This window comes from Pseudomonas sp. SLFW (genome assembly GCF_009905615.1).
Lineage (GTDB): Bacteria > Pseudomonadota > Gammaproteobacteria > Pseudomonadales > Pseudomonadaceae > Aquipseudomonas > Aquipseudomonas bambusae.
The window spans coordinates 1-25623 of sequence record NZ_JAAAKW010000037.1 but is presented as its reverse complement, the minus strand read 5'-3'; the positions used below and the strand labels follow the sequence as shown (position 1 = coordinate 25623).

At 60.9% G+C, this 25623-nt stretch carries 24 protein-coding genes, 1 tRNA gene and 1 pseudogene; 8 read left to right on the top strand and 18 right to left on the bottom strand.

The window, feature by feature from the left end:
• The 3 genes from GVN17_RS28790 to GVN17_RS28780 form a co-directional block, all read left to right on the top strand.
• Positions 1-618 (top strand): sigma 54-interacting transcriptional regulator (locus GVN17_RS28790; RefSeq protein WP_166598666.1); only part of this gene is annotated, 618 nt, incomplete at its 5' end.
• Between the two features lie 398 nt (positions 619-1016).
• Positions 1017-2408, top strand: a complete 1392-nt coding sequence (locus GVN17_RS28785) for a GntP family permease (RefSeq protein ID WP_166598665.1) — start codon at positions 1017-1019, stop codon at positions 2406-2408.
• A gap of 10 nt (positions 2409-2418) precedes the next feature.
• A complete protein-coding gene (locus tag GVN17_RS28780; protein ID WP_166598664.1) occupies positions 2419-3189 on the top strand; it encodes a 3-hydroxybutyrate dehydrogenase in 771 nt (256 codons plus the stop codon).
• A 156-nt stretch (positions 3190-3345) separates the two neighbouring features.
• Here the strand turns inward: GVN17_RS28780 and GVN17_RS28775 are convergent, their stop codons facing one another.
• Positions 3346-4512, bottom strand: a complete 1167-nt coding sequence (locus GVN17_RS28775) for a PilT/PilU family type 4a pilus ATPase (protein WP_166598663.1) — start codon at positions 4510-4512, stop codon at positions 3346-3348.
• 180 nt (positions 4513-4692) lie between these two features.
• On the opposite strand from GVN17_RS28775, the gene GVN17_RS28770 reads away from it, so the two are divergent.
• Positions 4693-4968 (top strand): peptidylprolyl isomerase, encoded by a 276-nt coding sequence (locus GVN17_RS28770; protein ID WP_037009819.1) that lies wholly within the window; start codon positions 4693-4695, stop codon positions 4966-4968.
• A 129-nt stretch (positions 4969-5097) separates the two neighbouring features.
• Here GVN17_RS28770 and GVN17_RS28765 read toward each other — a convergent pair whose 3' ends face one another.
• The 8 genes from GVN17_RS28765 to GVN17_RS28730 form a co-directional block, all read right to left on the bottom strand.
• The gene (locus GVN17_RS28765) at positions 5098-6039 is read right to left on the bottom strand and encodes a sugar kinase (protein WP_166598662.1); all 942 of its coding nucleotides are present in this window, start codon (positions 6037-6039) and stop codon (positions 5098-5100) included.
• A gap of 12 nt (positions 6040-6051) precedes the next feature.
• Complete coding sequence (locus tag GVN17_RS28760; protein ID WP_166598661.1) at positions 6052-7275, bottom strand: amino acid deaminase; 1224 nt, start codon at positions 7273-7275, stop codon at positions 6052-6054.
• Between the two features lie 42 nt (positions 7276-7317).
• On the bottom strand, positions 7318-8082 hold the full coding sequence (locus GVN17_RS28755; protein WP_166598660.1) for an IclR family transcriptional regulator: 765 nt from the start codon (positions 8080-8082) through the stop codon (positions 7318-7320).
• A gap of 137 nt (positions 8083-8219) precedes the next feature.
• Positions 8220-8612, bottom strand: coding sequence for a RidA family protein (locus tag GVN17_RS28750; protein ID WP_166598659.1), 393 nt, complete (start codon positions 8610-8612; stop codon positions 8220-8222).
• A gap of 24 nt (positions 8613-8636) precedes the next feature.
• Complete coding sequence (locus GVN17_RS28745) at positions 8637-9428, bottom strand: amino acid ABC transporter ATP-binding protein (protein ID WP_166598658.1); 792 nt, start codon at positions 9426-9428, stop codon at positions 8637-8639.
• Positions 9425-10087: an amino acid ABC transporter permease gene (locus GVN17_RS28740; protein WP_166598657.1), complete on the bottom strand. Its 663-nt coding sequence runs from the start codon at positions 10085-10087 to the stop codon at positions 9425-9427. Before GVN17_RS28740 ends, GVN17_RS28745 begins: the two co-directional genes overlap by 4 nt.
• A 9-nt stretch (positions 10088-10096) precedes the next feature.
• Positions 10097-10759: an amino acid ABC transporter permease gene (locus tag GVN17_RS28735; protein ID WP_166598656.1), complete on the bottom strand. Its 663-nt coding sequence runs from the start codon at positions 10757-10759 to the stop codon at positions 10097-10099.
• A gap of 65 nt (positions 10760-10824) precedes the next feature.
• Positions 10825-11673: a transporter substrate-binding domain-containing protein gene (locus tag GVN17_RS28730; RefSeq protein WP_166598655.1), complete on the bottom strand. Its 849-nt coding sequence runs from the start codon at positions 11671-11673 to the stop codon at positions 10825-10827.
• A gap of 508 nt (positions 11674-12181) precedes the next feature.
• Between GVN17_RS28730 and GVN17_RS28725 the strand changes: the two genes are divergently transcribed.
• Both GVN17_RS28725 and GVN17_RS28720 read left to right on the top strand, forming a co-directional pair.
• Positions 12182-12550 (top strand): NUDIX hydrolase, encoded by a 369-nt coding sequence (locus GVN17_RS28725; RefSeq protein WP_166598654.1) that lies wholly within the window; start codon positions 12182-12184, stop codon positions 12548-12550.
• 58 nt (positions 12551-12608) lie between these two features.
• Positions 12609-13625, top strand: coding sequence for a hypothetical protein (locus tag GVN17_RS28720; protein WP_166598653.1), 1017 nt, complete (start codon positions 12609-12611; stop codon positions 13623-13625).
• Between the two features lie 36 nt (positions 13626-13661).
• Here GVN17_RS28720 and GVN17_RS28715 read toward each other — a convergent pair whose 3' ends face one another.
• The 6 genes from GVN17_RS28715 to GVN17_RS28690 all read right to left on the bottom strand — a co-directional run bounded on the left by GVN17_RS28715 (position 13662) and on the right by GVN17_RS28690 (position 17100).
• Complete coding sequence (locus GVN17_RS28715) at positions 13662-13952, bottom strand: DUF6388 family protein (RefSeq protein WP_166598652.1); 291 nt, start codon at positions 13950-13952, stop codon at positions 13662-13664.
• Positions 13953-14098: 146 nt separating this feature from the next.
• Positions 14099-14174 (bottom strand) — tRNA-Asn (locus GVN17_RS28710).
• A 115-nt stretch (positions 14175-14289) separates the two neighbouring features.
• Entirely contained in the window at positions 14290-14994 is a 705-nt protein-coding gene (locus GVN17_RS28705; RefSeq protein ID WP_166598651.1) for a tRNA (adenine(22)-N(1))-methyltransferase TrmK, read from the bottom strand.
• Between the two features lie 108 nt (positions 14995-15102).
• Positions 15103-15339: a hypothetical protein gene (locus GVN17_RS28700; RefSeq protein WP_166598650.1), complete on the bottom strand. Its 237-nt coding sequence runs from the start codon at positions 15337-15339 to the stop codon at positions 15103-15105.
• 41 nt (positions 15340-15380) lie between these two features.
• Positions 15381-16682 carry a translesion error-prone DNA polymerase V subunit UmuC gene (gene umuC, locus GVN17_RS28695; protein WP_166598649.1) on the bottom strand — a complete coding sequence of 434 codons (1302 nt, stop codon included), beginning with the start codon at positions 16680-16682 and terminating at the stop codon, positions 15381-15383.
• Positions 16669-17100, bottom strand: a complete 432-nt coding sequence (locus GVN17_RS28690) for a LexA family transcriptional regulator (RefSeq protein ID WP_166598648.1) — start codon at positions 17098-17100, stop codon at positions 16669-16671. The genes umuC and GVN17_RS28690 overlap by 14 nt, the downstream gene beginning before the upstream one ends.
• Before the next feature lie 97 nt (positions 17101-17197).
• Between GVN17_RS28690 and GVN17_RS28685 the strand changes: the two are divergent.
• Positions 17198-17884 (top strand): annotated as a pseudogene (locus GVN17_RS28685) (SOS response-associated peptidase); the annotation flags it as partial.
• Between the two features lie 15 nt (positions 17885-17899).
• On the opposite strand, the gene GVN17_RS28680 reads toward GVN17_RS28685, so the two are convergent.
• Entirely contained in the window at positions 17900-18916 is a 1017-nt protein-coding gene (locus GVN17_RS28680) for a hypothetical protein (RefSeq protein WP_166598647.1), read from the bottom strand.
• 361 nt (positions 18917-19277) lie between these two features.
• Here GVN17_RS28680 and GVN17_RS28675 point away from each other — a divergent pair, with 361 nt between their 5' ends.
• On the top strand, positions 19278-20864 hold the full coding sequence (locus GVN17_RS28675) for an ABC-F family ATPase (protein WP_166598646.1): 1587 nt from the start codon (positions 19278-19280) through the stop codon (positions 20862-20864).
• Positions 20865-20999: 135 nt separating this feature from the next.
• Here the strand turns inward: GVN17_RS28675 and GVN17_RS28670 are convergent, their stop codons facing one another.
• Complete coding sequence (locus GVN17_RS28670; RefSeq protein WP_166598645.1) at positions 21000-22418, bottom strand: efflux transporter outer membrane subunit; 1419 nt, start codon at positions 22416-22418, stop codon at positions 21000-21002.
• Positions 22418-25606, bottom strand: coding sequence for an efflux RND transporter permease subunit (locus GVN17_RS28665; RefSeq protein ID WP_166598644.1), 3189 nt, complete (start codon positions 25604-25606; stop codon positions 22418-22420). Before GVN17_RS28665 ends, GVN17_RS28670 begins: the two co-directional genes overlap by 1 nt.
• Positions 25607-25623 lie beyond the last annotated feature (17 nt).

Sequence of the window (25623 nt, the reverse complement as noted above, 5' to 3'; positions counted from 1 at the left end):
CAAAGCAAATTGCTGCGGGTGTTGCAGGAAAAGGAGTACGAACCGGTCGGCTCCAACGAGATGATCAAGACCGACATCCGGCTGATTGCGGCAACGTCCATCGATCTTGAGGCGGCGATCAAGCGCGGGGAATTTCGCGCCGACCTGTATTACCGCCTGAGCGTGCTGCCGATTGAAGTTCCGCCCTTGCGCGACCGGCTGGATGACATGCCCGCGCTGACCGAAGCGATTCTCGAAGAGTTACACAGCCAGCACGAGCTGGAGCCCGGAGCGATGACAATGCTCGGCCATCATGCATGGCCAGGAAACATCCGCGAATTGCGCAACGTGCTGGAACGGGCGGCGCTGCTCAGTGATGACACGCAATTGACTGCCGACGACATTCGCGTGGCCATTGGCACGGTTGTTCCTCATACCCCTGCCGCCTCGCAGCGGCGGACGGAGCCGGTCCTCAACGAAACCTACAACGACGCACGGCAGCGGTTCGACCGGGAATTGATCCAGGCCAAACTGGCGCAATGTCGGGGGAACGTGATCCTCGCCGCCCGGCAATTGGGGTTGGGGCGCTCGACGTTGTACAAGAAGATGGCGGCATTGGGGATTGCCGAGTCTCAGTAACGAGACAGGCTGTCTCTGAACGAGGACGTCGATGGCTGCATTGCTTAGCTCGCCGCACCACACATCTCCTGTGGGAGCGAATTCATTCGCGAAACGGTATTCCAGACGACACATTTTCAGCGCCTGCACTGGCCATTCGCGAATGAATTCGCTCCTACAGAATCTTGCGATGTTCAAAAATATGGCAATCGCCTCGGGACTTCTGAGCACACCTCGCCGGCGGAGGGGCCCGTACGGCTTCCCAATGTCTCAATAACGAGACACGCAAACACCCGACACCGCATTGAAAATAATTAAAGCCATACAATTCAACCAGTTATGCATATGGCACGTTAATCGCTATACCTCCTGCCAAGCGGCTCGACCGCATCGATAACAAAAACAACAGGAGACACTCAATGAGTGTGATCATCGCCTTGGCAGCGCTCGCGCTGTTGATGCTCGCGGCCTACCGTGGTTACAGCGTCATTCTTTTCGCCCCCATCGCCGCCCTCGGTGCGGTGTTGCTCACCGATCCGTCAGCCGTGGCTCCCGCCTTCACGGGTGTGTTCATGGACAAGATGGTGGGCTTCGTCAAACTCTACTTCCCCGTGTTCCTGCTTGGCGCCGTGTTCGGCAAGCTGATCGAGCTGTCCGGTTTCTCGCGCTCCATCGTCGCGGCTGCGATCAAGCTGCTGGGTACGCGCCAGGCGATGCTGGTCATCGTGCTGGTCTGCGCCCTGCTCACGTATGGCGGCGTGTCGCTGTTCGTCGTGGTGTTCGCGGTCTACCCGTTCGCCGCCGAGATGTTCCGCCAGAGCGACATCCCGAAACGGCTGATTCCCGCCACCATCGCACTGGGCGCGTTTTCGTTCACCATGGACGCCCTGCCCGGCACGCCGCAGATCCAGAACATCATCCCCTCGACCTTCTTCAACACCACTGCATGGGCGGCGCCGTGGCTGGGGCTGATCGGCACGGTGTTCGTGTTCTGCACGGGCATGCTGTTCCTGCAACGCCAGCGCAACAAGGCGCAACGCGCGGGTGAAGGCTACGGCACTGAACTGCGCAACGAACCGGAAACGCCTGCTGACATTCAACTGCCCAACCCGTGGATCGCCCTCGCGCCACTGCTGTTGGTCGGGGTCATGAACCTGCTGTTCACCCACTGGATTCCCCAGTGGTACGGCAAAACCCACACCCTCTCGCTGCCAGGCATGGCCACGCCGGTGCAAACGGAAATCTCCAAGATCACCGCCATCTGGGCCGTGGAAGCCGCGTTGCTGGTAGGGATCGTTTTCGTGTTGCTGTTCGCGTTCCGCGCGGTGAAATCGAAGCTGGCGGAGGGAAGCAAGGGCGCGGTCAGCGGCGCGTTGCTGGCGGCGATGAACACCGCGTCGGAATACGGCTTTGGCGCAGTCATCGCTTCGCTGCCGGGCTTTCTGGTGTTGGCAGACGGCCTCAAGTCGATCCCCAACCCGCTGGTCAACGAGGCGATCACCGTCACCCTGCTGGCGGGGATCACCGGCTCGGCTTCGGGCGGCATGAGCATTGCGCTGGCGGCGATGTCAGACAGTTTCATCGCTGCTGCCCACGCGGCCAACATCCCGTTGGAAGTGCTGCACCGGGTGGCGGCGATGGCCAGCGGCGGCATGGACACCCTGCCCCACAACGGCGCCGTCATCACCCTGCTGGCCGTCACCGGCCTGACGCACCGCGAGGCGTACAAGGACATTTTCAAGATCACCCTCATCAAGACCCTGGCGGTTTTCGTGGTGATCGCTACTTTCTATGCAACCGGCATCGTATGAGGAATACAACATGAGTCTGCACGGCAAAACCGCACTGGTCACCGGCTCCACCAGCGGCATCGGCCTGGGCATCGCCCTGACCCTGGCGAAAGCGGGCGCCAATCTGGTGCTGAACGGCTTTGGTGACGCCTCGGCCGTGATCGAGCAGGTCAAACAGTTCGGCGGCAAGGTCGGCCATCACCCGGCGGACGTCAGCGACGTGGCGCAGATCGCCGACATGATCGCCTATGCCGAGCGTGAGTTTGGCGGCGTGGACATTTTGGTGAACAACGCCGGGATTCAGCACGTCGATGCGGTGGAGGATTTCCCGGTCGAGAGCTGGGACAAGATCATTGCGATCAACCTGTCGTCGGTGTTCCACAGCACCCGTTTGTGCCTGCCCGGTATGCGCGCCAAGAACTGGGGCCGGATCGTCAACATTGCCTCGGTACACGGGCTGGTGGGTTCGACCGGCAAGGCGGCGTACGTCGCGGCGAAGCACGGCGTGATCGGGCTGACCAAAGTGGTGGGGTTGGAGACGGCGACCAGTAATGTGACGTGCAATGCCATTTGTCCGGGCTGGGTGTTGACCCCGCTGGTGCAGAAGCAGATCGATGATCGCGGCGCGGAAACGGGCGACATCGAACAGGCCAAGCATGACCTGCTGGCGGAGAAGCAGCCGTCGCTGGAGTTCGTTACCCCGTCTCAACTGGGCGAATTGGCACTGTTCCTGTGCAGCGAAGCGGGTGCGCAGGTGCGTGGCGCGGCGTGGAATATTGATGGGGGCTGGTTGGCGCGGTAACGACGTGCGAGTGGGTCACACTATGGGAGCGAATTCATTCGCGAAAGGATCGGCAGGCGACACAACTGCGTCGGATGTACCGCTTTCGCGAATAAATTCGCTCCCACAGAGATCGTAACAGTCATGCAAAATGTGTTCGACGCTCACACCGGGACTTCAGGCGCCCGGCTCATCCCGCTCATCCACCAGCCCCCAATCCTTGACGTTTGCTTTCGCGGCGGGCTGTGGAGGCGGCGGAGGCGTCGAGATCGTATTCGCATCGCCCTCGGCGTGCAGTTTCAGGCGCAAACGCACGTTGTTCGCCGAGTCAGCATTTTTCAGCGCCTCTTCTTCGGTGATCGCCCCCTCCACCGCCAGGTCGAACAGCGCGTTATCAAAGGTCTGCATCCCCAGGTTCACGGATTTTTCCATGATCCCTTTGAGTTCGGTCAGTTCGTTGCGGTGGATGAGATCGCGGATGGTTGACGTGCCGAGCATCACTTCCACAGCCGCTCGACGCTTGCCATCCGTGGTCTTGACCAGCCGCTGGGAAACGAACGCCTTGAGGTTGTTGCCCAGGTCATGAAGCAACTGCGGGCGGCGCTCTTCGGGGAAGAAGTTGATGATGCGGTCCAGCGCCTGGTTGGCGTTGTTGGCGTGCAGGGTCGAAATCGCCAAATGCCCGGTGTCGGCAAACGCCAGCGCATGCTCCATGGTTTCCCGGTCGCGGATTTCGCCGATCAGGATCACGTCTGGCGCCTGACGCAAGGTGTTCTTCAATGCGGCGTGAAAGCTGCGGGTGTCGACCCCGACTTCCCGCTGATTGATGATCGAGCGCTTGTGTTTGTGGATGAACTCCACCGGGTCTTCAATGGTGATGATGTGCCCGCTGGCGTGCCGGTTGCGGTGGTCGATCAGCGCGGCCAGTGAGGTGGATTTGCCCGAGCCCGTGGCCCCGACGAACAGCACCAGCCCGTGCTTTTCCATGACCACGTCGAGCAGGATCGGTGGCAGGTGCAGGTCTTCGAATTTCGGGATGTCGAGCTTGATGTTCCGCGCCACGATGGAGACTTCGTTGCGCTGTTTGAAGATGTTGATCCGGAACCGTCCGACGCCTGACAAGGAGAACGCCAGGTTCATCTCCAGCTCGCGCTCGAAGTCCAGACGCTGCTCGGCGTCCATGATCCCGTCGGCAATCAGCGCGACGTCGCCGGGTTTGAACGCCTCAGTGCCCAATGGCTTGAGGACGCCATTGAATTTCGCGCAGGGCGGCGCACCGGTAGACAGGTAGAGATCCGATCCATCCTGGGTGGCCAAAACCTTCAACAACGCCGGAAAATCCATAAATCACACCGCACATAAAGGTTTAAGAAGACCGCAGGTCGACATTAAGTGCGACCATCGACCCGTACCAACGTTCGCTTGAAGGCCGCGCAACGCTCGTCCGACCAAGTGAAGGAAATTACCTGAAATTCTGTGACAAAGGCATAATGCGCGGCTTTTTTATCGAGGGGTTCATTCCGCATGAAGGCTCAAGCCCGCCATATTCTGGTCAAGACGGCCGAAGAGGCCGAACAGTTGAAGCAGCGCATCGCCAAGGGTGAAGCCTTCGACGTGCTGGCGAAGAAATATTCCACCTGCCCGTCAGGCAAGCGCGGCGGGGATCTGGGAGAGGTTCGGCCGGGGCAGATGGTCGGTGCAATCGACCAGGTTATTTTCAAAAAGCCGCTGCGCACGGTGCACGGGCCGGTGAAGAGCAAGTTCGGCTATCACCTGGTGCAGGTGTTTTATCGGGATTAAGGTGACGTTCACGCCATGAGTCTGTAGGAGTGAGCTTGCTCGCGATTGCGCCATGGCAGATGCCGCAGATGTGTCGGGTAAAACGCTATCGCGAGCAAGCTCACTCCTACAGGGGATCGTGTAGGTGATTCAGACCGGCATCACACTCCGTGGAATCACCGCCCCCGGATGCTGAATCACCAGCCCCGCCAAGCGATGCCCGGCGTCCGCTGCCTCTTCCGGGCTGCCGCCACGCAAGCGTTTCGCCAGGTACGCCGCGCTGAATGAATCCCCCGCCGCCGTGGTGTCCACGACCTTCCGCACCGCATGCGCCGGAACCTCATAACGCCGCTCGCCCGCGCGCACCAGGCAGCTTTGCGCACCCCGCTTGATCACCACTTCGGCCACGCCCAGTCCGCGATAGGCGTCCATGATCTGCTCGCTGTCGGTGTAACCGAACAGTGCCTGTTCGTCGTCCTCAGTGAGCAAGGCAACGTCCACTTCGTGCATCACAGCCCGATACGCCTGTCGCGCCTGATCCACGCTGCGCCACAGCCGTGGGCGGTAGTTGTTGTCGAACACCACCCGCGCGCCGCGATCACGGGCATCGCCGAGGCTCGACAGCAGCCGCGCCCTGCCCACCTCCCCCAGCACCGCCAGGGTGATGCCACTGAAATACAGCACGTCGTATTCCGGCAGCGCTTCCAGAATCGGGTCGGCCGATGGCGTGGTGAAGCATTCGCGCACCGCCGCTTCGTTGCGCCAGTACAGGAAACGCCGCTCGCCGTTGGCGTCGGTCTGAATGCAATACAACCCCGGCAAGCGGCCCGGCAGACGCTGGACCCGGCTCAAGCCGATGCCTTCGTCCGCCCAGATGCCGCACATGGCGTCGCTGAAGCTGTCATCGCCCAGTGCCGTGACGTAATCCACCTGCGCCGCCGAACCCAACAGGCGCGACAGATACACCGCCGTGTTCAAGGTGTCGCCGCCGAAGCTCTGCTTGAGCGCACCGTCGGCGTGCTGTTGCAGCTCGATCATGCATTCGCCAATCAAGGCGACACGGGGATGACTGTGGCTGACCAGTTCGCTCATCACAGGCTCCCGTCAGAAAAAGGTTTCGAAGGTTTCGATGACGCTCAAGTCGTCGCCCACCAGACAGCCGGTGCGCCACTTGTCGAAGGTCAGGCAAGGGTGCGAAGTGCCGAAGGAAATGATGTCGCCGATCTTCAGCTCGACGCCCGGCGCGACGGTCATGAACGCGTGCTGGTCCATCACGGCAGTGACCTTGCAGGCACTGACGTCATCGCCCTGCGCGGGCACCACGCCCGGTGTGTAGCGTTTGATCGGGTTGGGCATGCCGGCGTCGAACGCCACGTCACGCTTGCCCAGCGCAATCACGGCAAACCCCGGCTCCGGCATCGATTGCACGTGGGCCCAGACTTCCAGGGCCGGTTGCAGGCCTTCGCTCAGGTCGTGGCGACGGTCCAGCACGCAGCATTGGGCTTCTTTATAAATGCCGTGGTCGTGCACCACGTAGCTGCCAGGGCGCAAAACAGCGATGAAGCGGTCGCGCACCTGCTGTTTGTCGAACTCTTCGGCGATCAGGTCGTACCAGGCCGAGCCCGAAGCGGTGACGATTGGGCGATCCAGCGCGAACGCACCTTTGTCTTGCAGGGTCACGGCCAGACGCACCAGCGATGCGGCAAATGCGCGAATACCGGCGATGGCCTTGTCGCCATGAATCACGCCCTCGTAGCCTTCAATGCCAGTGAGTTTCAGTGCCGGTTGCGCGGCAATCGCGTCGGCCAAGGCCATGACTTCTTCTTCACTGCGGCACCCGCAACGGCCGCCGACCACGCCGTATTCAATCATCACGTTGAGGTGCAGGCCTCTGGCAGCAAAGAACTCGCCGAGGGCTTTGACGTTGTCCGGATGATCGACCATGCAATGGAAATCGAACATCGAGTCGCTGAGCATCTCTGCGATGATCGCCATGTTCGGCGCGCCCACCAGTTGGTTGGCCATCAGCACCCGGCGCACGCCGTGGGCGTAGGCTGCGCGGGTCTGGGTGGCGGTGGCCAGCGTCATGCCCCAGGCACCGTGCTGCAGCTGACGCTGAAACAGCGCGGGAACCATGCTGGTCTTGCCGTGGGGGGCCAGCTCGGCGCCGCTGTCACTGACGAATCTCTGCATCCAGCGCAGGTTGTGTTCCAGCGCTTTATCGTGGATGACCAGCGCGGGCAGGCTGACGTCGCGAACCAGCTGGTCGCCCGGGTTGGCGGCGCCTTTCTCGACGACGGCGTCCTTGTTTATGGTGGCAGTGGTCATGTCTGTTCTCCGGAATTCTTGTTGGTGTGAAAGGACGAACCGTCAGTCGTTGACCCGGCGGGCCAGGCCGTTTGCGCTGTCGATCAGCACGCGTCGGTAGTCGTCGTAATGCGCGGTCGCGTCGGCCCGTGGCGCGACGATGCACAGCGTGGCGATGCAAATGCCCTGCTTGTCCTTGACCGGCGCGGCGAAGCAATGGGTAAACGTGTCGGCGATGCTGTTGAAGGAAAAGAAGCCTTCTGCATGAGCCTTGCGGATCTCCGCGAGGAAGGTCTCCAGCGGCAGTCGCGTGCCGTCCGGCAGGATGAAATCCTCCGGGTCGATCAGGTCGGTGATCGCCTGATCGCTCAGGTGGCCCAGCAGCAGACGGCCCGAGGCGGTCCACGGGATGGGCGCGTCTTCGCCGATGTCCGAGGAAATGCGGAAATGCCGGGCGCCCTCTTTCATCAGTGCGACCGTGTATTTGCGGCCGTTGAGCAGGCACATCTGCGCGGTTTCACGGGTCTGGTCAACGATCTCGCCCAGGCTGGTTTCGGCCTCGCGGGTGAAGTCGAAATGCCGTAAATGCGCCTGCCCGAGAAAGTACAGCTGACGCCCCAGATAGACGTGGCCGTCCTTGCCCACGTTTTCCAGAATCCGCCGCTCCAGCAGGGACGCGACCAACTCGTAGACCGTCGATTTCGGGCTGCCGATGCCGCTGGCAATTTCATTCGGACGCAGGGGCGTGCCCGTTTCCTTGAGGAAATCGAGAATATCGAACGCCCGGTCCAGACCACGGGCCCGGCGTTTGATGGTGTCTTCGGTCATAAGAGCAGTTCCGAGCTGAGCGGCGGGGGTGCACAGCACACCGCACGCCTGTAAAAAGAGGCGCCAGTTTCTAGCTGCAAGCTCCGAGCTGCAAGCGGCGCAACGACGCGATCAGCTTGCCACTTGAAGCTCACCGCTTATAGCTGCTTTTTCTTGTAGGCGATGCAGTCGATCTCGACCTTGCAGTCGACCATCATGTTGGCCTGTACGCACGCGCGAGCCGGGGCGTGTTCGGGTTTGAAGTATTCGCCGAACACCTTGTTGAAGCTCCAGAAATCCCGTGGGTCTTCCAGCCACACGCCGACGCGCACCACGTCTTCCAGGCCGTAGCCGGCCTCTTCCAGAATCGCCACCAGGTTCTGCATCGTCTTGTGGGTCTGCTCAACGATGCCGCCATTGATGATTTCGCCATTCTCGGCGGGCACCTGGCCGGACACGTGCAGCCAGCCATCAGCCTCTACAGCGCGGGCGAAAGGACGTGGCTGGCCGCCACCTGCGGTGCTGCCTGCGCCGTAACGAGTAATGCTCATGAAATTTCTCCTTCGGTTGAGCGTTTAAAAACGGATGTTCTTGAGGAATTCTGCCAGACGCGCCGATTTCGGCTGCTCGAACAGGGCTTTGGGAGGGCCTTGTTCCTCGATGCGGCCCTGATTCATGAAAACGAGCTGGTCGGACACTTCATAGGCGAAGCGCATTTCGTGAGTCACGAGCAGCATGGTCATGCCCTCCTCGGCCAGGCCCTTGATCACGCTGAGCACTTCGCCGACCAGTTCAGGGTCCAGCGCCGAGGTCACTTCGTCGAACAGCATCAGGCTCGGGTTCATGGCGATGGCGCGGGCGATGGCCACACGCTGTTGCTGACCGCCGGACAATTGCCCCGGATAGTGATTGCGACGCTCCAGCAACCCCACCCGCTCCAGCCATTTTTCGGCCAGCGCAACGGCCTGATCCTTGGGCAGCTTCTTCACTTTCAGCAGGCCCAGGGTGACGTTCTGCAACGCCGTGAGGTGCGGAAAAAGGTTGAATTGCTGGAACGCCATACCGGTAATGGCACGGTGCTGGGCGATGACTTTTTCAGGGTGGCGCACGCGCTTGCCGTTCACGTCGCTGTAGCCGATGTCCTGGCCTTCAAGGCGAATGTGCCCGCCCTGAAACTCTTCCAGCAGGTTCACGCAACGCAGCAGCGTGGTCTTGCCCGAGCCGCTGGAGCCGATCAGGGTCACCACGTTGCCCTTGTTCATTTTCAGGTCCACGCCCTTGAGCACTTCGACGGGGCCGTAGGATTTGTGCAGCCCTTCGATGCTCAGCAGAGCCGGGGCGGCGGTCGCGGTTTGAGTCTGTGTCATGGCAAGGCCACCCGTTTTTCGATTTGCCGCCCGAGAAGCTCGATGGCGTAGTTGATGACGAAGAAAAGGAATCCGGCGAACAGGTAAAACTCAAGGGTCATGAAGTTGCGGGCGATCACCTGTTGCGTGCTAAGCAGCAGCTCCGCCACGCCAATCACCGACAGCAACGTCGAGGCCTTGACGATTTCGGTGGACGAGTTGACCCAGGTCGGCAGGATCTGGCGCAGGGCCTGAGGCAGCAGCACGTAGCTCAGGGACTGGCTGAACGTCAGGCCAATGGCCTTGCCCGCTTCCAGTTGCCCGCGAGGAATCGCCTGAAGCGCGCCGCGCACGATTTCCGCGACGTGGGAGCCGCAGAACAGCGTCAGGCCCAGTGCCCCGGCGTTGAAGGCGGTGATCTGCCAGCCCATGGCCGGTGCCATATAAAAGCAGGCCAGCACCAGCACGAAGACCGGCGTGCCGCGAATCAGGTCGACATAGGGGCGAAACGGCAAGCGTGCCCACCATTTGCCGTAGGTCAGGATCAGACCGGCAAACACGCCAATCACGGTGCCGCAGATGATGGCAAGGCCCGCGCACTGCACGCTGGTCAGAAAGCCGTTCCACAAGGGTTCGCGGGCGATCCACAGTTCATGCAGCCAGGTCGGTTGTTCGTACATGTCGGCCTCCTAGCGGCGAATCGCCAAGCGCTGTTCGAGGTAGCGCAAGAGCATGGCGATGAGGTAACAGGCCGCGACATACAACGCCGTGGTCACCATCCAGGTTTCGATCACCCGGTAGCTCTCGACGTTGATCTTGCGCGCGTAATAGGTCAGTTCCGGCACAGCGATGGCGGCTGCCAGCGAGGTGTCCTTGAACAGCGAAATGAAGTTGTTCGACAGCGCCGGCAGCACGTTGCGCAGCATTACCGGCACGATGATGTACGCCCTCACCTGCCATTCGCCCAGCCCAATCGCCAATCCCGCTTCGCGCTGGCCTTTATGAATGCTTAGCAACCCGGCACGAAACACTTCGGTCAGGTACGCCCCGGCGTACAGCGACAGGGTGACGATGAACGAAGGGATCTTGTCCAGGCGAATCCCCAGGCTTGGCAACGCGAAGTAGATCAGCAGGATCAACACCAGAATCGGCGTGTTGCGGATCACCGTGACGTACACCGACGACACCACCCGCAGCGCGCGGTATTTCGACAACATCGCAAACGCCGCCATCAGGCCAATCACACAGCCGATGGCGATGGAGATCAGGGCCAGCTCAAGGCCCAGACCCAGTCCCGCCAGCAGACTGGGGAAATCCCGCCAGACTGCCGCAAAATTCAACTGATAATTCATGGTCAGGAGTACCTGGGACGGGAAGGCGCCACGGCCTTCCCTGCCCCGTCAATTGCGGGTTGCGTTTACTTGTATTCCATCGGGAAACCGATCTGAGGTGTCGGCAGATCGACGCCGAACCATTTTTTGAAGGATTCCGAATACGCCGGGAATTCCACGCCGGTCATAGCTTCATGCAATGCGGTGTTGACGAAGTTCAGCCAGTCCTGATCGCCGCGTTTGACGGCACAGGCGTAGGTCTGCGGGCTCCAGGCGAAGGCTGGCGAGCGATACCGGCCGGGGTTCTGCACCATCAGGTATTTGACCGAAGACTGGTCGGTGGCCGCGGTGTCGGCGCGACCGGAGTTGATGGCCTGGTACATCAGGTCAACGCTGTCGTATTGGTCGACCTTCGCTTTGGGCAGCGCCTGGTGCACCAGTTCCTCGGCGTACACGTTCTGCAGCACGGCCACGGTCACGCCATCGCCAGCGGCTTTCAGGTCGTCGATTTCCTTGTACTTGCTGTTGGCCGGCAGCAGCAGCGCCACGCCTTCGCGGTAGTACGGCAGGGTGAACGCCACCTGCTGCGCACGGCTGGCGGTGACGGTGATGAACTGGCAGCTCATGTCCACTTTGTCGGTAAGCAGGTTGGGAATCCGCGCATCGGAAGACTGCACCACGAACTCGACTTTGCTCGGGTCATTGAACAGACCTTTGGCGACGATGCGCGCAATGTCGATGTCAAACCCCTGCAATTTGCCGTCCGCGCCCTGGAAGTGCCACGGGGCATTGGTGCTGCCGGTGCCGACGACCAGATGGCCACGTTGCAGCACGCTGTCGAGCTTGCTGTCCGCCGCTTGCGCGGTGGTCGCCAGTGTCGCCGTCGCTGCCAGAACGAATGCACAAGCTTTCAGAAAAGAAGGTCCGCGATGCATGTGATGAACTCCGTCGAGAAAGTATTAATTCCGCTATACCGGAACTGTGTATGTAACAACGGAATGAACAGCAGAAAGTGTGCCACAGAACCCTGGTGAAATCCCAGTGGGAAAAAAGCACCAAATATCAAAGGGCTAGCAGGTCACGTCGAAGCGGAGAAAGAGAGGCGACGTAGCCTTGCGCGCTACCGATCACCCCAAGCGCTGTGTATGGAGGCCCCACGTGCGTGCACGCCCGCGCCACAACCGTGCACTGAAGACGCACAATCACGCCGCGCGCTTGAATAAGGTGAGGGCAATAAAAACGTAACGGGATTGCAGCTTTAACTCCGCGGCGTTTAGCTACGCTCAACAGCATCCAGGACGGACCCGCCCCTACCCGCCTGACAGATCAGGGGAACATTGGCACCGTAAGTGCTTCGAAGCTGTATATGAAGCTTTTATGACAACCACGTGACCAAGCGTCCATGGGACGCATCTCACCGGTTGTGCGGTGGAGGAACAGCCAATGAAAGAACGCGCCACAGTCATTTGCCGACGGGAAGATCAGATCCTGTACGTGCGCAAACCCAACGCCCGCTGGACGCTGCCCGGTGGCAAGGTCGAAGCCAATGAATCCCCGGCTCAGGCTGCCGTGCGTGAGTTGCGCGAAGAAACCGGGCTCATTCTCAATGAACTCTCCTACGTCAGCCGTTTCGAAGGTGGAAGCGTGTTGCATCACGTGTTCGAGGTCTCGGTGACCTTTATGGCCACCCCGACACCCAAAAACGAAATTGCCGATTGCAAGTGGTTCACCGCCAAGCAGCTCAACGCTTTGAAGGTCAATCCCTCGGTGAAATCCATCGTCAAAGCTTTCCTGAGCGATGCGATTCTCTAGTCTCCGCTGGCAATCGTGCCCCTGACCGAGCCACAAGGCTTCGGAAGGAGTCATGACCATGTCACTCGATCCCATTCTTCTCGTCGGCGGTTCCGGCGTCGTCGGCCGCCAGACTGCTCGCTGGTTGCGCGAACGGCGTCCTGAGCTCCCGCTGTTGATCGGCGGCCGTAACCCCGTAACCGCCGCCGAAGTCGCGACGCTTGTGGGCGGCGCACAGCCTGTGGTGGTCGATTCAGCGACATCGGGCCTTGGCTTGGCGCAAGGGCAACGTGTCAGCGCGGTAGTGATGCTGGCACCGGATGACGGGCTTCACGGCCTGAAACTCGCGCAAGGACAGGGCGTTCCGTACCTCACAATCGTCAATGGTGTGGTGGAAGTCGCCCCCGAGCTGGCTTTTTTCGCCCACCACCCAAGCCAGGCGCCGATCATCTTTGCCAGCCACTGGCTCGGCGGCGCGGCCACATTTCTGGCGATAGACGCCGCGCGGCACTTCGACACCGTGACCTCGATCCGGCTCGGTTCGATCATCGATGATCAAGACCTCGCAGGCCCCACCGCGCTGGAAGACATGGAGCGCGTTCACGACACCGCCCCCGCCGCGCTGGCCATCGCCAACGGGCGCCGCACCTGGCTGATCAACGAGGCCACCGACGGGACGTTTCGGACCATCGATGGGCGAACACTGGACGCCAAGGCGTTCTCGACCTTCGACACCGCCAGCCTTTACGCCCTTACCGGCGCGCCGGACATTCGCTTCGACCTGGCGACAGGCGCCTCGTCGAGCCGGCTTGGCGGCGGCCGCCCCGGGGCTGAAATCGTGGTCGACGTGGAAGGCGAAAAGACGGGCCAAGCGCTGCATGCCCGCTCGACCCTATCATTCGAAGAAGGCCTGGCATCGCTGACCGGGCTGTGTGTCGCGTTGCTGCTTTCCCCCGCGTCGGGTCAGAGTGGGCGCCCGCTTCCGACAGCGGGCGTCCTGCTGCCGGAGTTGCTGTGGGAGGCCGACGCGTTTCTGGATCAACTGTCCCGGTCAGGCGTGGTATTGACCCGGCAGGATCCCCGCCCTGCCGGCTGATGCCCGTCAAGGCAGTGATTCATGGGCGAGCGCCTTTCAGGCATTCAGCGTCTGGGTTTGCTGGCGCAACTCATGTCGGCGCTCTTCTCGCATCGCCTCCAATTCCGCCGGCGACCGGGCCAGGAATCGAAGCGCAAAGTCATAAGGGTTGGTGCCGTGGTCTTCGACTGCGTTCAGATACGCGGTCTGCGCGTGCTGCTGACGGCGCTCTTCCACATACAGCCCGCCCGGATGCTGACTCAGGCTCGCCAGCTCACGCTGCAGTTTCTCGTTGCGATGGATAAAGATTTCAAGCGCCTTGGCGACGCGTTGATCGTTGAAGGGCATGGGTTTCTCTCCTTGATTTGCCTGTGACCGTATCGGCCGCCTTCCTGAAATGTTGCGCGCAGTTCGTCGCTTTTCCGTTTTCGCGACACAAAACCCGCACACACAAAAAAGGCCAGCGATGCGCTGGCCTTTTTCAATGTTTCGTATGGCTCCACGACCTGGACTCGAACCAGGGACCCAGTGATTAACAGTCACTTGCTCTACCAACTGAGCTATCGCGGAATGCGAGCTATCTTACTGATTGAAAAAGAGAAGTCAAGCGAGCGGATAAAAAAATCTTCTATTCTACCGCCGTCCAGTGCAACTCCCTTTTCCTACACTTCGTGGCTGAATGGACCTACGACGAACCCGCGAGCAGCGCCGTGATCCACGTCACCTGACGCTGAAACTCCTGCACCGTTTCAGCGGGTAAGGCCTGTCTCGCCCGGGCAAGGTTGAGTAATGTCCGCTGTTTGAGACGAAGAAGGCGCTCCCATTTAGCCAGAAACGCGGCGCTACGGGCCTGCATCAGCAAGGGACCGAAGAACAGTTCTTCCTCGCGATACGCCACCGGGCCACTCCGTTCCGCCACGATGATTTCGTAGTCGAACCGGTTCTCCCGCAACACCTCTTCGCTGAGAATCCGGTAGTCGTGCTCCATCAACCATCGACGCAGGGGTTGCTCGCCACCGTTGGGTTGCAGGATCAGACGCTCTTCACCGGTCAATCGCGACTGTCCACTCGCCAGAATGTCGCGAATCGTCTCCCCGCCTATGCCGCACAGGCTGACAGCAGTAATCCGGTCGTGGGCTTCGATAGCCTGCAGGCCATCGGCACGGCGCACGATGATCCGTTCGCCGAAATCGTTTTCACGCACCGTACGCGTCGCGGCCTGAAACGGCGTCAACGCCACCTCACCCGCTACGGCGAATTGGATCAGGCCACGACGCATCAGCGCCACCGGCAGATAAGCATGGTCCGAGCCGATATCAGCCAGCCGCGCGCCTGTCGGCACATGCGCCGCCACGCGCTCAAGGCGCTCGGACAATGTCTGTTCGTTCAACGTCGGCCTGCTCCGTCCGCACGACCGGCCCCCCACGAGCCGGATTGGGGCGCGATTGTGTCGGGTGTGACGTTGTATTTCAAATGTACACGCTGGTGACACCGTGAATCAGTCCGCCCCGTCAACGACGTAGATGTTCCTCAACCCTACGCGTGCAGCCTGCCCGACAATCTCGTCAGGCGACGCCTCGCCGTTAGGCATGATCAGGCTGTTTTCAGCGTCGCCGAAATGCAGTTGAAGCAGATGCATCGCGGCTTCATGGACCGGCAAATGCGCCTGCTTGAGTTCGAACCGATGGGTCCGGGCCTCGTCGTTGAAAACATATTGAACCGTGTAAGTACGCATGGATGAGCCCTCGTAAAGAAAGAATCGGCGAACATCCTGACTTAACAGTCAGTTTTTAGTTCAGCCTTATTCCCGACTTTCCACAACTCATCGAGCTTGGTCGTGTAGCTCTGACTCATCATTTCCCGCCGCATGGCCCACCCCGGGTCCTGCGGAACACTGGCGCAGCGCAACGTGCCCCTGCCCCATCGGCCGTTGATGGCATCCAGCACTTCCATCACCTTGGTCGCGGTTGGCGGTTGCGAGGCGGCGAACAGATCGTCGGTAAATTCCCCCGGCTGACGCAGGTCCATCAGCAACACTTCGGCCTTGCTGTAGCGATACCCTGGCCGAAACAGGCGATTGACCGCTTCGGTCGCCGCCTTGCTCATCAGACGCACATCATTGGTGGGATAGGGCAATTCCACCAGCGCGGCATTGGCGTAGCGAACCTCTTCGGGGTTGAACAAGCCCGTGCGGATGCTGACCCGAATCTTCTTGCACAAGGAGTTCTGGGCACGCAGCTTTTCCGCCGCTCGCTGGGTGTAAGCGGCCACGGCCTGCTGGATCGACTCGATGTCGGTGACCCGGTCACCGAACATGCGGCTGCAGCAGATTTCCTGCCGGGGCGCTTCGGTGTCTTCCAGCGCCAGGCATGACGTTCCAGCCAGCTCCCGGGCAGTCTTTTCGATCACCACGCTGAACTTCTGTCGCAGCACCCAGTAATCGGCCCGCGCCAGATCCATGGCCGTCTTGATGCCCATCGCGTTCAAATGTGCCTTCATTCGCTTGCCGATGCCCCAGACCTCGCCGACATCGCTATTGCGCAGCACCTTGTCCCTCAACAACGGGTCGCACATGTCGAACACACCTTCATTGCGCCCCACACGCTTCTTGGCCACATGATTCGCCAGTTTGGCCAGCGTCTTGGTGCGCGCGATCCCGATACCCACCGGTAGGCTGGTGCGTTTGAGGATCACCTCGCGAATCTCACGGCCAAATGCCGTCAGGTCGCCGGGGATGCCGGTCAGGTCTGCGAACGCCTCGTCGATGCTGTACACCTCAAGGGCGGGCACCTTCGATTCGATGATGGTCATCACCCGCTCGCTCATGTCGCCGTACAGCGCGTAATTGCTGCTGAATGCCACCACCCCGTGACGCCGCAGTTCGTCCCGGATCTTGAAATACGGCGCAGCCATCTGCACGAACGGTTTGGCGTCGTAACTGCGCGCGATCACACAGCCGTCGTTGTTCGACAGCACCACAATCGGCGTATTGGCCAGATCGGTGCGAAACACCCGCTCGCAGCTGGCGTAAAAGCTGTTGCAGTCGATCAGCGCGAAAACCGGCTCAGGCTTTGCCATGGGCACGAATGCTGTGCTTGACGACACCCCAGATCATCAGGTCATCGCTTTCCAGCACGCGGCGAGGTGCATAACTCGGGTTTTCCGACTTCAACATGACGTCCGCCCCGCGCATGTGCAGGCGCTTGCACACGGCTTCGGTATTGAGCGACGCCACCACGATGTCACCGTGCTCGGCGTAAAGGCTTCGGTCGACGATCACCAGGTCGCCGCAGAAAATCCCGGCACCCTGCATGCTGTCACCTTCGATCCTGACCAGATAGACGTGGGGCGCACGGATGTCGAACAGCTCGTCCAGCGACAGGTGTTTTTCAATGTGATCGGCCGCAGGCGACGGGAATCCCGCAGCGGCGTGGGAAGAAAAATAGGGCAAGCGTTCGCCGCCAGCCTTCAACGGACCCAGAACGGTAAGACTCATGATGTGTGCCTTGTTTGAATAACTGTATGCATATACAGTTAACGCCGTGACCGGGCTTTTGGTCAATCTCACGACACAACATTTCGACGGGTGACACATGTGCGGGCGATATTCGATTTACGAGTCGATGGATCACTACCTCAAGGAGCTGGCGCCCACGCAGTCGGTGATCAATGGCTACGACCTCTGGCCCATCGAACGCTACAACGTTGCGCCGACCAGCCGGGTCGAAATCATTCGGGCCACCAATGACGGGCTGAGGGTGGACAAGGTGCGCTGGGGCTGGTCGCCGTCGTGGGCCAAAGGCAAACGGCCCGATCCGTTCAATGCCCGGATCGAAACGGTTTTGGAGGGTACATTCTTCAATACACTGTGGCCGAAACGGCGCGTGCTGGTGCCCGCCAATGGCTGGTTCGAATGGGCGAAAGATGCACAAGACCCGAAAACCAGACAGCCCTTTTTCATCCGGCTGAAAAACTCGGCGCCGCTGTTCTTTGCCGGTCTGGCGGACGTCGAAAAAGGCCCGAACGCCGATGAACACAACGGTTTCGTGATCCTTACCACCGCCAGCGATCCAGGCATGATGGCCTTGCACGACAGACGCCCTGTCGTGTTGACACCGGAGCATGCACGGGAATGGATCGACCCGGCGACCTCCAGCGAACGGGCCGAACAGCTCGCCCGAGAAGGCTGCCGCTCGACCGACGACCTGACATGGGACGCCGTCAGCAAGGACGTCGGTCGTGCAGACACTCAAGGCCCACACCTGATCCAACCCCTCGATAAATGGCCGCCTGCCTCAAACGACGTCTACAGCCACAGGCGCTACGCCGACCAGCTCGACCTTGTTTTCGATGACGGTGCCCGTGTCATTGGTCGCGAAAATCACACTGCCGTGGCTCAAGCCCTCACGGACGTCACCCTTGAACAGGATTTCGAAGCTGCGCCCCTGCGCATCAACGTCCAACGAGCGAAGTGAGGTCTGATTCCCTGCCGCGTTGACGCTGAGCTTCAAGGTACCGTGATGGCCGTCGCCCAGACCGCTAAACCCCAGCAGCGACAAGTCGACCAGATCACCGTCGGCGGCGTTGAAGTCAGTGACGACATCGCGATTGCGCACATCGGTGCCATCGACGCGGTAGCTGTCCTCTGCATGGGCAAAAAAGAAGATGTCCGCGCCGCTGCCGCCGGTCAGCGTGTCGCCGTCTTCCCCGCCGTCGATGCGGTCATCGCCGCCCGCACCATTGAGGGTGTCGCGCCCTATGTCACCGAACAGGGTCTCCCGCCCCGCGTCAGTGCCGGTCAAGGTGTCGTCAAAACGATCGCGGGCTTCGAGGTTCCAGAAATTGGCGTTGGTCAGGCTCGTGCGGTAGTCGCCTTGCAGCGCCACCTGAAAATACTTGAGGTCCTCGCCGGGAATGAACGGGCGTTCATAGCTTCTCAGGTAAGTGCGGTCGAGGGTCTCGTTGTAAACCACGTCGACTTTTCCGCCGTACCCCTGCCCGATGCCGTCCAGCCCCAACGTCGTCAGGTCGAGCATGTCATGCGCGGGATCGAAGCCCACGATCAGGTCACTGTGGCCACCCGTGCTGTCGACGTAGCTGTCGCTTTCGGTGACGTACCGAAACGTATCGCTTTGGCTGCCGGCCACCAAACGGTCCTGCCCCTCGCCGCCGACCAGCACGCTGACGCCCTCGCCCGCCGTCAGCACGTCATTGCCTGCATTGCCGAACAGCAAGTTGTTACTGCTGCCGCCCGTGATCGAATCACTCTTGGCAGTACCGTACCAATCGGTTCGTTGGACTGATGAAGTCATCCTGGCTTCCCCTTGATCGATGTGATTGAGGGGGCAAGGGTAGAAAATGACGGGGATATCGCCAGAAGGAATGGACGAGTGGTCCAAGCTCTCCCGGAAAACTGCGCCAACACGCCGCAGCTTCGGGGCAGACCGCCATACAACTGTCGTCCGACTTATGCGACAATGCGCGCCAATTCCGGTCTGAATCCCGCGTTCAATTTCCCAGCAGCTCTGCCCACCTGCGCAGACGTTGCTGTTTACGTATGCGTGTTGAGTCGACTCCCTCCGTGATCAGCGCGTGACGGGAACGACCGGCATGGGTCGAACTCTGGTCCAAGACCCAAACCAGCAACCTGTAACTCCTTGATAGGTAAACGCTTTGATTTCCACAGCTAACATCACGATGCAGTTCGGCGCCAAGCCGCTGTTCGAGAACGTTTCGGTCAAATTCAACAACGGCAATCGCTATGGCCTCATCGGCGCCAACGGCTGTGGCAAATCCACGTTCATGAAGATCCTCGGTGGCGATCTGGACCCGTCGGGCGGTCAGGTGATGCTTGAGCCGAACGTGCGTCTGGGTAAATTGCGTCAGGATCAGTTTGCCTATGAAGAATTCACGGTCATCGACACCGTGATCATGGGTCACGAGGAGCTGTGGAAGGTCAAGGCCGAGCGCGACCGCATTTATTCGCTGCCGGAAATGAGCGAAGAGGACGGCATGGCTGTGGCCGAGCTGGAAACCGAGTTCGCCGAGATGGATGGCTACACCGCCGAATCCCGTGCCGGTGAGTTGCTGTTGGGTCTGGGCATTCCGCTGGAGCAGCACTTCGGCCCGATGACCGAAGTCGCGCCGGGCTGGAAACTGCGGGTGTTGCTGGCGCAGGCGCTGTTCTCCAATCCTGAAGTGCTGTTGCTCGACGAACCCACCAACCACTTGGACATCAACACGATCCGCTGGCTGGAAACGATTCTGACGGCGCGTAACAGCACCATGATCATCATTTCCCACGACCGTCACTTCCTGAACAGCGTGTGCACCCACATGGCTGACCTGGATTACGGTGAGCTGCGTCTGTTCCCGGGCAACTACGACGAGTACATGACCGCGGCGACCCAGTCCCGCGAGCAGTTGCTGTCGGACAACGCCAAGAAGAAAGCCCAGATCGCCGAATTGCAGACCTTCGTCAGCCGCTTCTCGGCCAACGCCTCGAAAGCCAAGCAGGCCACCTCCCGCGCCAAGCAGATCGACAAGATCCAGCTGGCCGAGGTCAAGCCGTCGAGCCGAGTCAGCCCGTTCATCCGTTTCGAGCAGACCAAAAAGCTGCACCGTCAGGCCGTGACCATCGAGCACATGTCCAAGGGCTTCGACGGCAAGACGCTGTTCAAGAACTTCAGCTTCACCGTCGAAGCCGGCGAGCGCGTCGCGATCATCGGTCCGAACGGTATCGGCAAGACCACCCTACTGCGCACGCTGATGGGTGAGCTGACCCCGGACGCCGGTTCGGTGAAGTGGACTGAAAGTGCTGAGTTGGGCTACTACGCGCAGGACCACGCCCATGACTTCGAAGACGATGTCAGCCTGTTCGACTGGATGGGTCAGTGGACGTCGGGCGAGCAGATCATCCGTGGCACCCTGGGCCGGATGCTGTTCTCCAACGACGAGATCCTCAAGTCGGTCAAGGTCATCTCCGGTGGTGAGCAAGGGCGCATGCTGTTCGGCAAGCTGATCCTGCAAAAGCCGAACGTACTGGTGATGGACGAACCGACCAACCACCTGGACATGGAATCCATCGAAGCGCTCAACCTGGCGCTGGAGAACTACCCGGGCACGTTGGTGTTCGTCAGCCACGACCGCGAGTTCGTGTCCTCCCTGGCCACGCGCATCATCGAGCTGAGCCCGAACGGCGTGACCGACTTCAGCGGCACGTACGACGATTACCTGCGCAGTCAGGGCGTCGTGTTCTAAACTGCCCAGCGTGATCCAAAGCCCTGTCCACGTGACAGGGCTTTTTTGTGGGCGGCAAAAATCCCGAGGAGGACGCCGTTACCTCTGACGTCTCCTACAGGGTTGATGGGGAGAACACACAGGCCGTGCCCAACGTTATTTCTGCGCCACCTGAGGACTCTCGGTGGCATCCCAACCGCCGCCCAGTGCCTTGTAGATCGCCACGATGCCCCGGTATTGGTCGGTTTCGCCCTGGGCCTGTGCGTCTTCGGCCGTCAGCCGTTCGCGTTGCGCGTCGAGCAGCACCAGGTAATCGGCGGTGCCTTCGCGGTATTGAATCGCGGCGAGGTCTGCGGCCTTGCGGCTGGAGTCGCTTTGACGGACCAGTGACAGCAACCGCTGCTGGCGCTTGCTGTAATCGCTGAAGGCGTTGTCCGACTCTTCCAGCGCGAGCAATACGGTCTGCTCATAGGTGGCCATTGCGCCCTCCGCGTTGGCCTTGGCCCCGCGCAGGCGCGCCCGAACGCTGCCCAGGTCGAACGCCGCCCAACTGATCTGCGGTCCCAGTCCCCACGCTTGTGCCGCCGATGAGCCGATCTGCGAACCCCGAGCAGCCGTGAACCCGAGGAAGCCGCTCAAGCTGACCCGTGGAAACAGATCCGCCGTGGCCACCCCAACGTTGGCCGTGGCCGCCGCCAGTTGCCGCTCGGCGCTGCGCACATCACTGCGCCGTTGCAGCAGTTGAGCAGGGTCGCCAATGGGCAGGTTCTTCGAGATGGCGGGCAGGTCTTTCGGCTGCAAGTCGACGCTCAACTGATCAGGCCGTTCGCCCAGCAAGGTCGCGATGCGATTGCGCTGATGCACTTGTTCGGCCTGCAACGCGGGAATCGTCGCTTCCACTGCCGCCAGTCGTGCGTCGGCGCGGACCACATCGATTTCGTTGCCCAGGCCTTCGTCTCGCAACTGCGCCGTCACGCCTCGGGAATCCTGCTGGTTTTTCAGATTGTCCCGGGCGATGCGCTCACGCAGCTGCGCGCCTCGCAATTGCCCGTAGGCGTCGGCCAGTTCGGCGATCATGCTGACTTTCAGCTGTTCGAGATCGGCCAGCGCCGCGTCCTGTTGCGCCGTGCTGGCTTCCAGTTCGCGCTGGATGCGCCCGAACAGGTCGATTTCCCAGGCCATGTCCAGGCCCAGATCGTAACGCTCGATGTTGACGCGGTGCTCGGTCTGGCCCGGCACTTGCGCCCGGCCGAGGTCGCTGCTGGCATGGCTGGTGACCACCGGCAGCGCGTCATTGCTGATGTCGTCGCGAATTGCTCGGGCCGATTTCCAGCGGGCAAAGGCCACGCGCAAATCCCGGTTACCTTGCAGCGAACGACTGACCAGTTGATTAAGGGTCGGGTCGTCGAATTGCTGCCACCAGACGCTTTCGAAATGGCTGCGGTCGTACTGGCCGACTTGCGCAGACGTCACGTTGGCCGCCGCCGTTTCAGGCGTCTTGTAATCCGGGCCGACCGCACAGGCTGCCAAAGCCAGCACCAACAGGCTCGGCATGAACAGTTTCAAGGTTTTCATCAATGGGCCTCTGGTTTCAGCGAGCGCACGGCATGAGACCGGGCCGCCTTGCGCGCTTTGCCGCGCTCGACGAAGTTACGAATCAGGACGAAGAACACCGGGGTCAGCAGCAGCCCGAAGAAGGTCACGCCGAGCATGCCGGAGAACACCGCAACGCCCATGGCATGGCGCATTTCCGAACCCGCGCCCGTGGAGGTCACCAGCGGAATAACGCCCATGATGAACGCGAACGAGGTCATCAGAATCGGCCGCAGACGCATGCGGCAGGCTTCCAGCACCGCGTCCAGCGGCGACAGCCCTTCATCCTGTTTGTCCTTGGCGAACTCGACGATGAGGATCGCGTTTTTACACGCCAGCCCCACCAGTACGATCAAACCGATCTGGGTGAAGATGTTGTTGTCGCTCCCGGCGATGATCACCCCGGCGATGGCCGACAGCAGCGTCATGGGCACGATCAGGATGACCGCCAGCGGCAGGCTCCAGCTTTCGTATTGAGCGGCCAGCACAAGGAACGCCAGCAGCACGCAGAGCGGGAAGACGAACAGCGCGGTGTTGCCCGAGAGGATTTGCTGATAAGTCAGGTCCGTCCACTCGTAGGTCATGCCGTGGGGCAGTTCCTCGGCCAACAGTTTTTCCATCGCAGCCTGGGCCTGGCCCGAGCTGTAACCCGGTGCGGGGCCGCCGTTGATTTCGGCGGTGATAAAGCCGTTGTAGTGCATCACGCGGTCCGGGCCGGACACGTCGCTGACCTTGACGAAGGTCGCCAGCGGGATCATCTCGCCCTTGTCATTGCGCACCTTCAGCTGGCCAATTTGCTCAGGGTCCTGACGGAATTGTTGTTCGCCCTGAACGTTGACCTGATAGGTGCGGCCAAAGCGGTTGAAGTCGTTGGCGTACAGCGAACCGAGGTACACCTGCAGCGTGTCGAAAATGTCGCTGATCGCCACGCCATGGGTCTTGGCTTTTTCCCGGTCAATGGCGGCGTCCACTTGGGGCACGTTCACGGTGTAGCTGGTGAACAGGTTGGCCAGTTCCGGGATGCTGCGGCTCTTGCCGATGATGTTCATCGTCTCTTTGTAGAGTTCTTCGTAGCCCAGGTTGCCCCGGTCTTCGATTTGCAGGCGGAACCCGCCAATCGTGCCGAGGCCCATGACTGGCGGCGGTGGGAACACGGCCGTGTAGGCTTCCTGGATCCCGGCGAATTTGTGGTTCAGGGAGCCGGCGATGGCGCCCGCGGACATGCTTGCGTCTTTACGCTCGTCGAAGGCGCTCAGGCCGATGAACACCACGCCGTTGTTGGGGCTGTTGGTGAAACCGTTGATCGACAGGCCGGGGAACGCCACCGCGCTGTCGAAGCCTGGTTCCTTCATGGCGATGTCGCCCATGCGCTTAATCACGTCTTCGGTGCGATCAAGGCTCGCGGCGTCCGGCAGCTGGGCGAAGGTCACCAGGTATTTCTTGTCCTGGGTCGGCACGAAACCGGTCGGCGTCGTGGAAAAACCGAGGTAGGTCAGCGCGATCAGCCCTGCATACACCACCAGCGCGACGCCACTCAGGCGCACCACGCGTTTGACGGTGCCGACGTAGCCGTGGCTGGCCTTTTCGAAGACCCGGTTGAATGGCCGGAACAGCCAGCCGAACAGCGAGTCCAGCACCCGCGAGAAGCGGTCCTTCGGCGCGTCGTGGCTTTTGAGCAACACGGCGGCCAACGCAGGCGACAGGGTCAAAGAGTTGAAAGCCGAGATCACCGTCGAGATGGCGATGGTCAGCGCGAACTGCTTGTAGAACTGCCCCGTCAGGCCGGAAATGAACGCTGCCGGGACGAACACCGCGCACAGCACCAACGCCGTGGCGATGATCGGGCCGGTCACTTCGCCCATGGCCTTTTTGGTCGCAGACACTGGGTCCAGACCGAGTTCGATGTTTCGCTCGACGTTCTCCACCACCACGATGGCGTCGTCCACCACGATGCCAATGGCGAGGACCAGCCCGAACAGCGACAGCGCATTGAGCGAGAAGCCGAAGGTGTGCATCACGGCGAAGGTGCCGATCAGCGACACCGGCACGGCCACCAGCGGAATGATCGAGGCGCGCCAGGTTTGCAGAAACAGGATCACCACCAGCACGACCAGAATCAGCGCTTCGAACAGGGTGTGCACCACCGCTTCGATGGAGCTGCGCACGAAGATCGTCGGGTCATAGACGATGCTGTAGTCCATGCCTTCGGGGAAACTTTTCTTCAGCTCAGCCATCTTCGCGCGAACCTGATTCGACACGTCGATGGCGTTGGAACCGGGGCGCTGGAAGATCGGCATTGCCACTGCCTGTTCGTTATTCAAGCGGGAACGCAGCGCGTAGGCACTGGAGCCTAGCTCGACCCGGGCGATGTCTTTCAGGCGTGTGATTTCGCCATTGGCACCGGCGCGGATCACCACGTTCTCGAACTCTTCCTCGGTGACCAGACGGCCTTGGGTGTTGATCGACATCTGAAAGCTGGTGGCGCTCGGCGACGGCGGCGCGCCCAGTTGTCCGGCCGCGACCTGACGGTTCTGCTCACGAATTGCGTTGACCACGTCGGTGGCGGTCAGGTTGCGCGAGGCGGTCTTGTTCGGGTCCAGCCAGACCCGCAGCGAATACTCGCCGAGACCCCATACCTGCGCATCCCCTACCCCGTTCAACCGCGCCAGTTCGTCCTTGACGTTCAGCGTCGCGTAGTTGGACAGGTACAGCATGTCGTAGCGTTTGTCCGGCGACGTCAGGTGCACCAACAACGTCAGCTCCGGGGATGCCTTGTCCACCGTGATGCCGATGCGGGTCACCTCTTCCGGGAGTTTCGGCTCGGTGCGGGTCACGCGGTTCTGCACCTGCACCTGCGCGTTGTCCAGGTCGGTGCCCAGCGCAAAGGTGATGGTCAGGGTCAGCTTGCCGTCCGCTGTGGATTGCGAGGACATGTACAGCATGTTCTCGACGCCGGTGATCGCCTGCTCCAGCGGTGCGGCGACGGTTTCACCGATGACCTTGGGGTTCGCGCCGGGGAAGTTGGCTTTGACCACCACAGTGGGCGGCACGACTTCGGGGTATTCGCTGATGGGTAACTGGAACAGCGAGATGGCGCCCGCGATCAGGATCAGCAGCGACAACACCGCTGCGAAGATCGGGCGCTGAATAAAGAACTGGGAGAATTTCATCGTCGTCGGCCTTTATC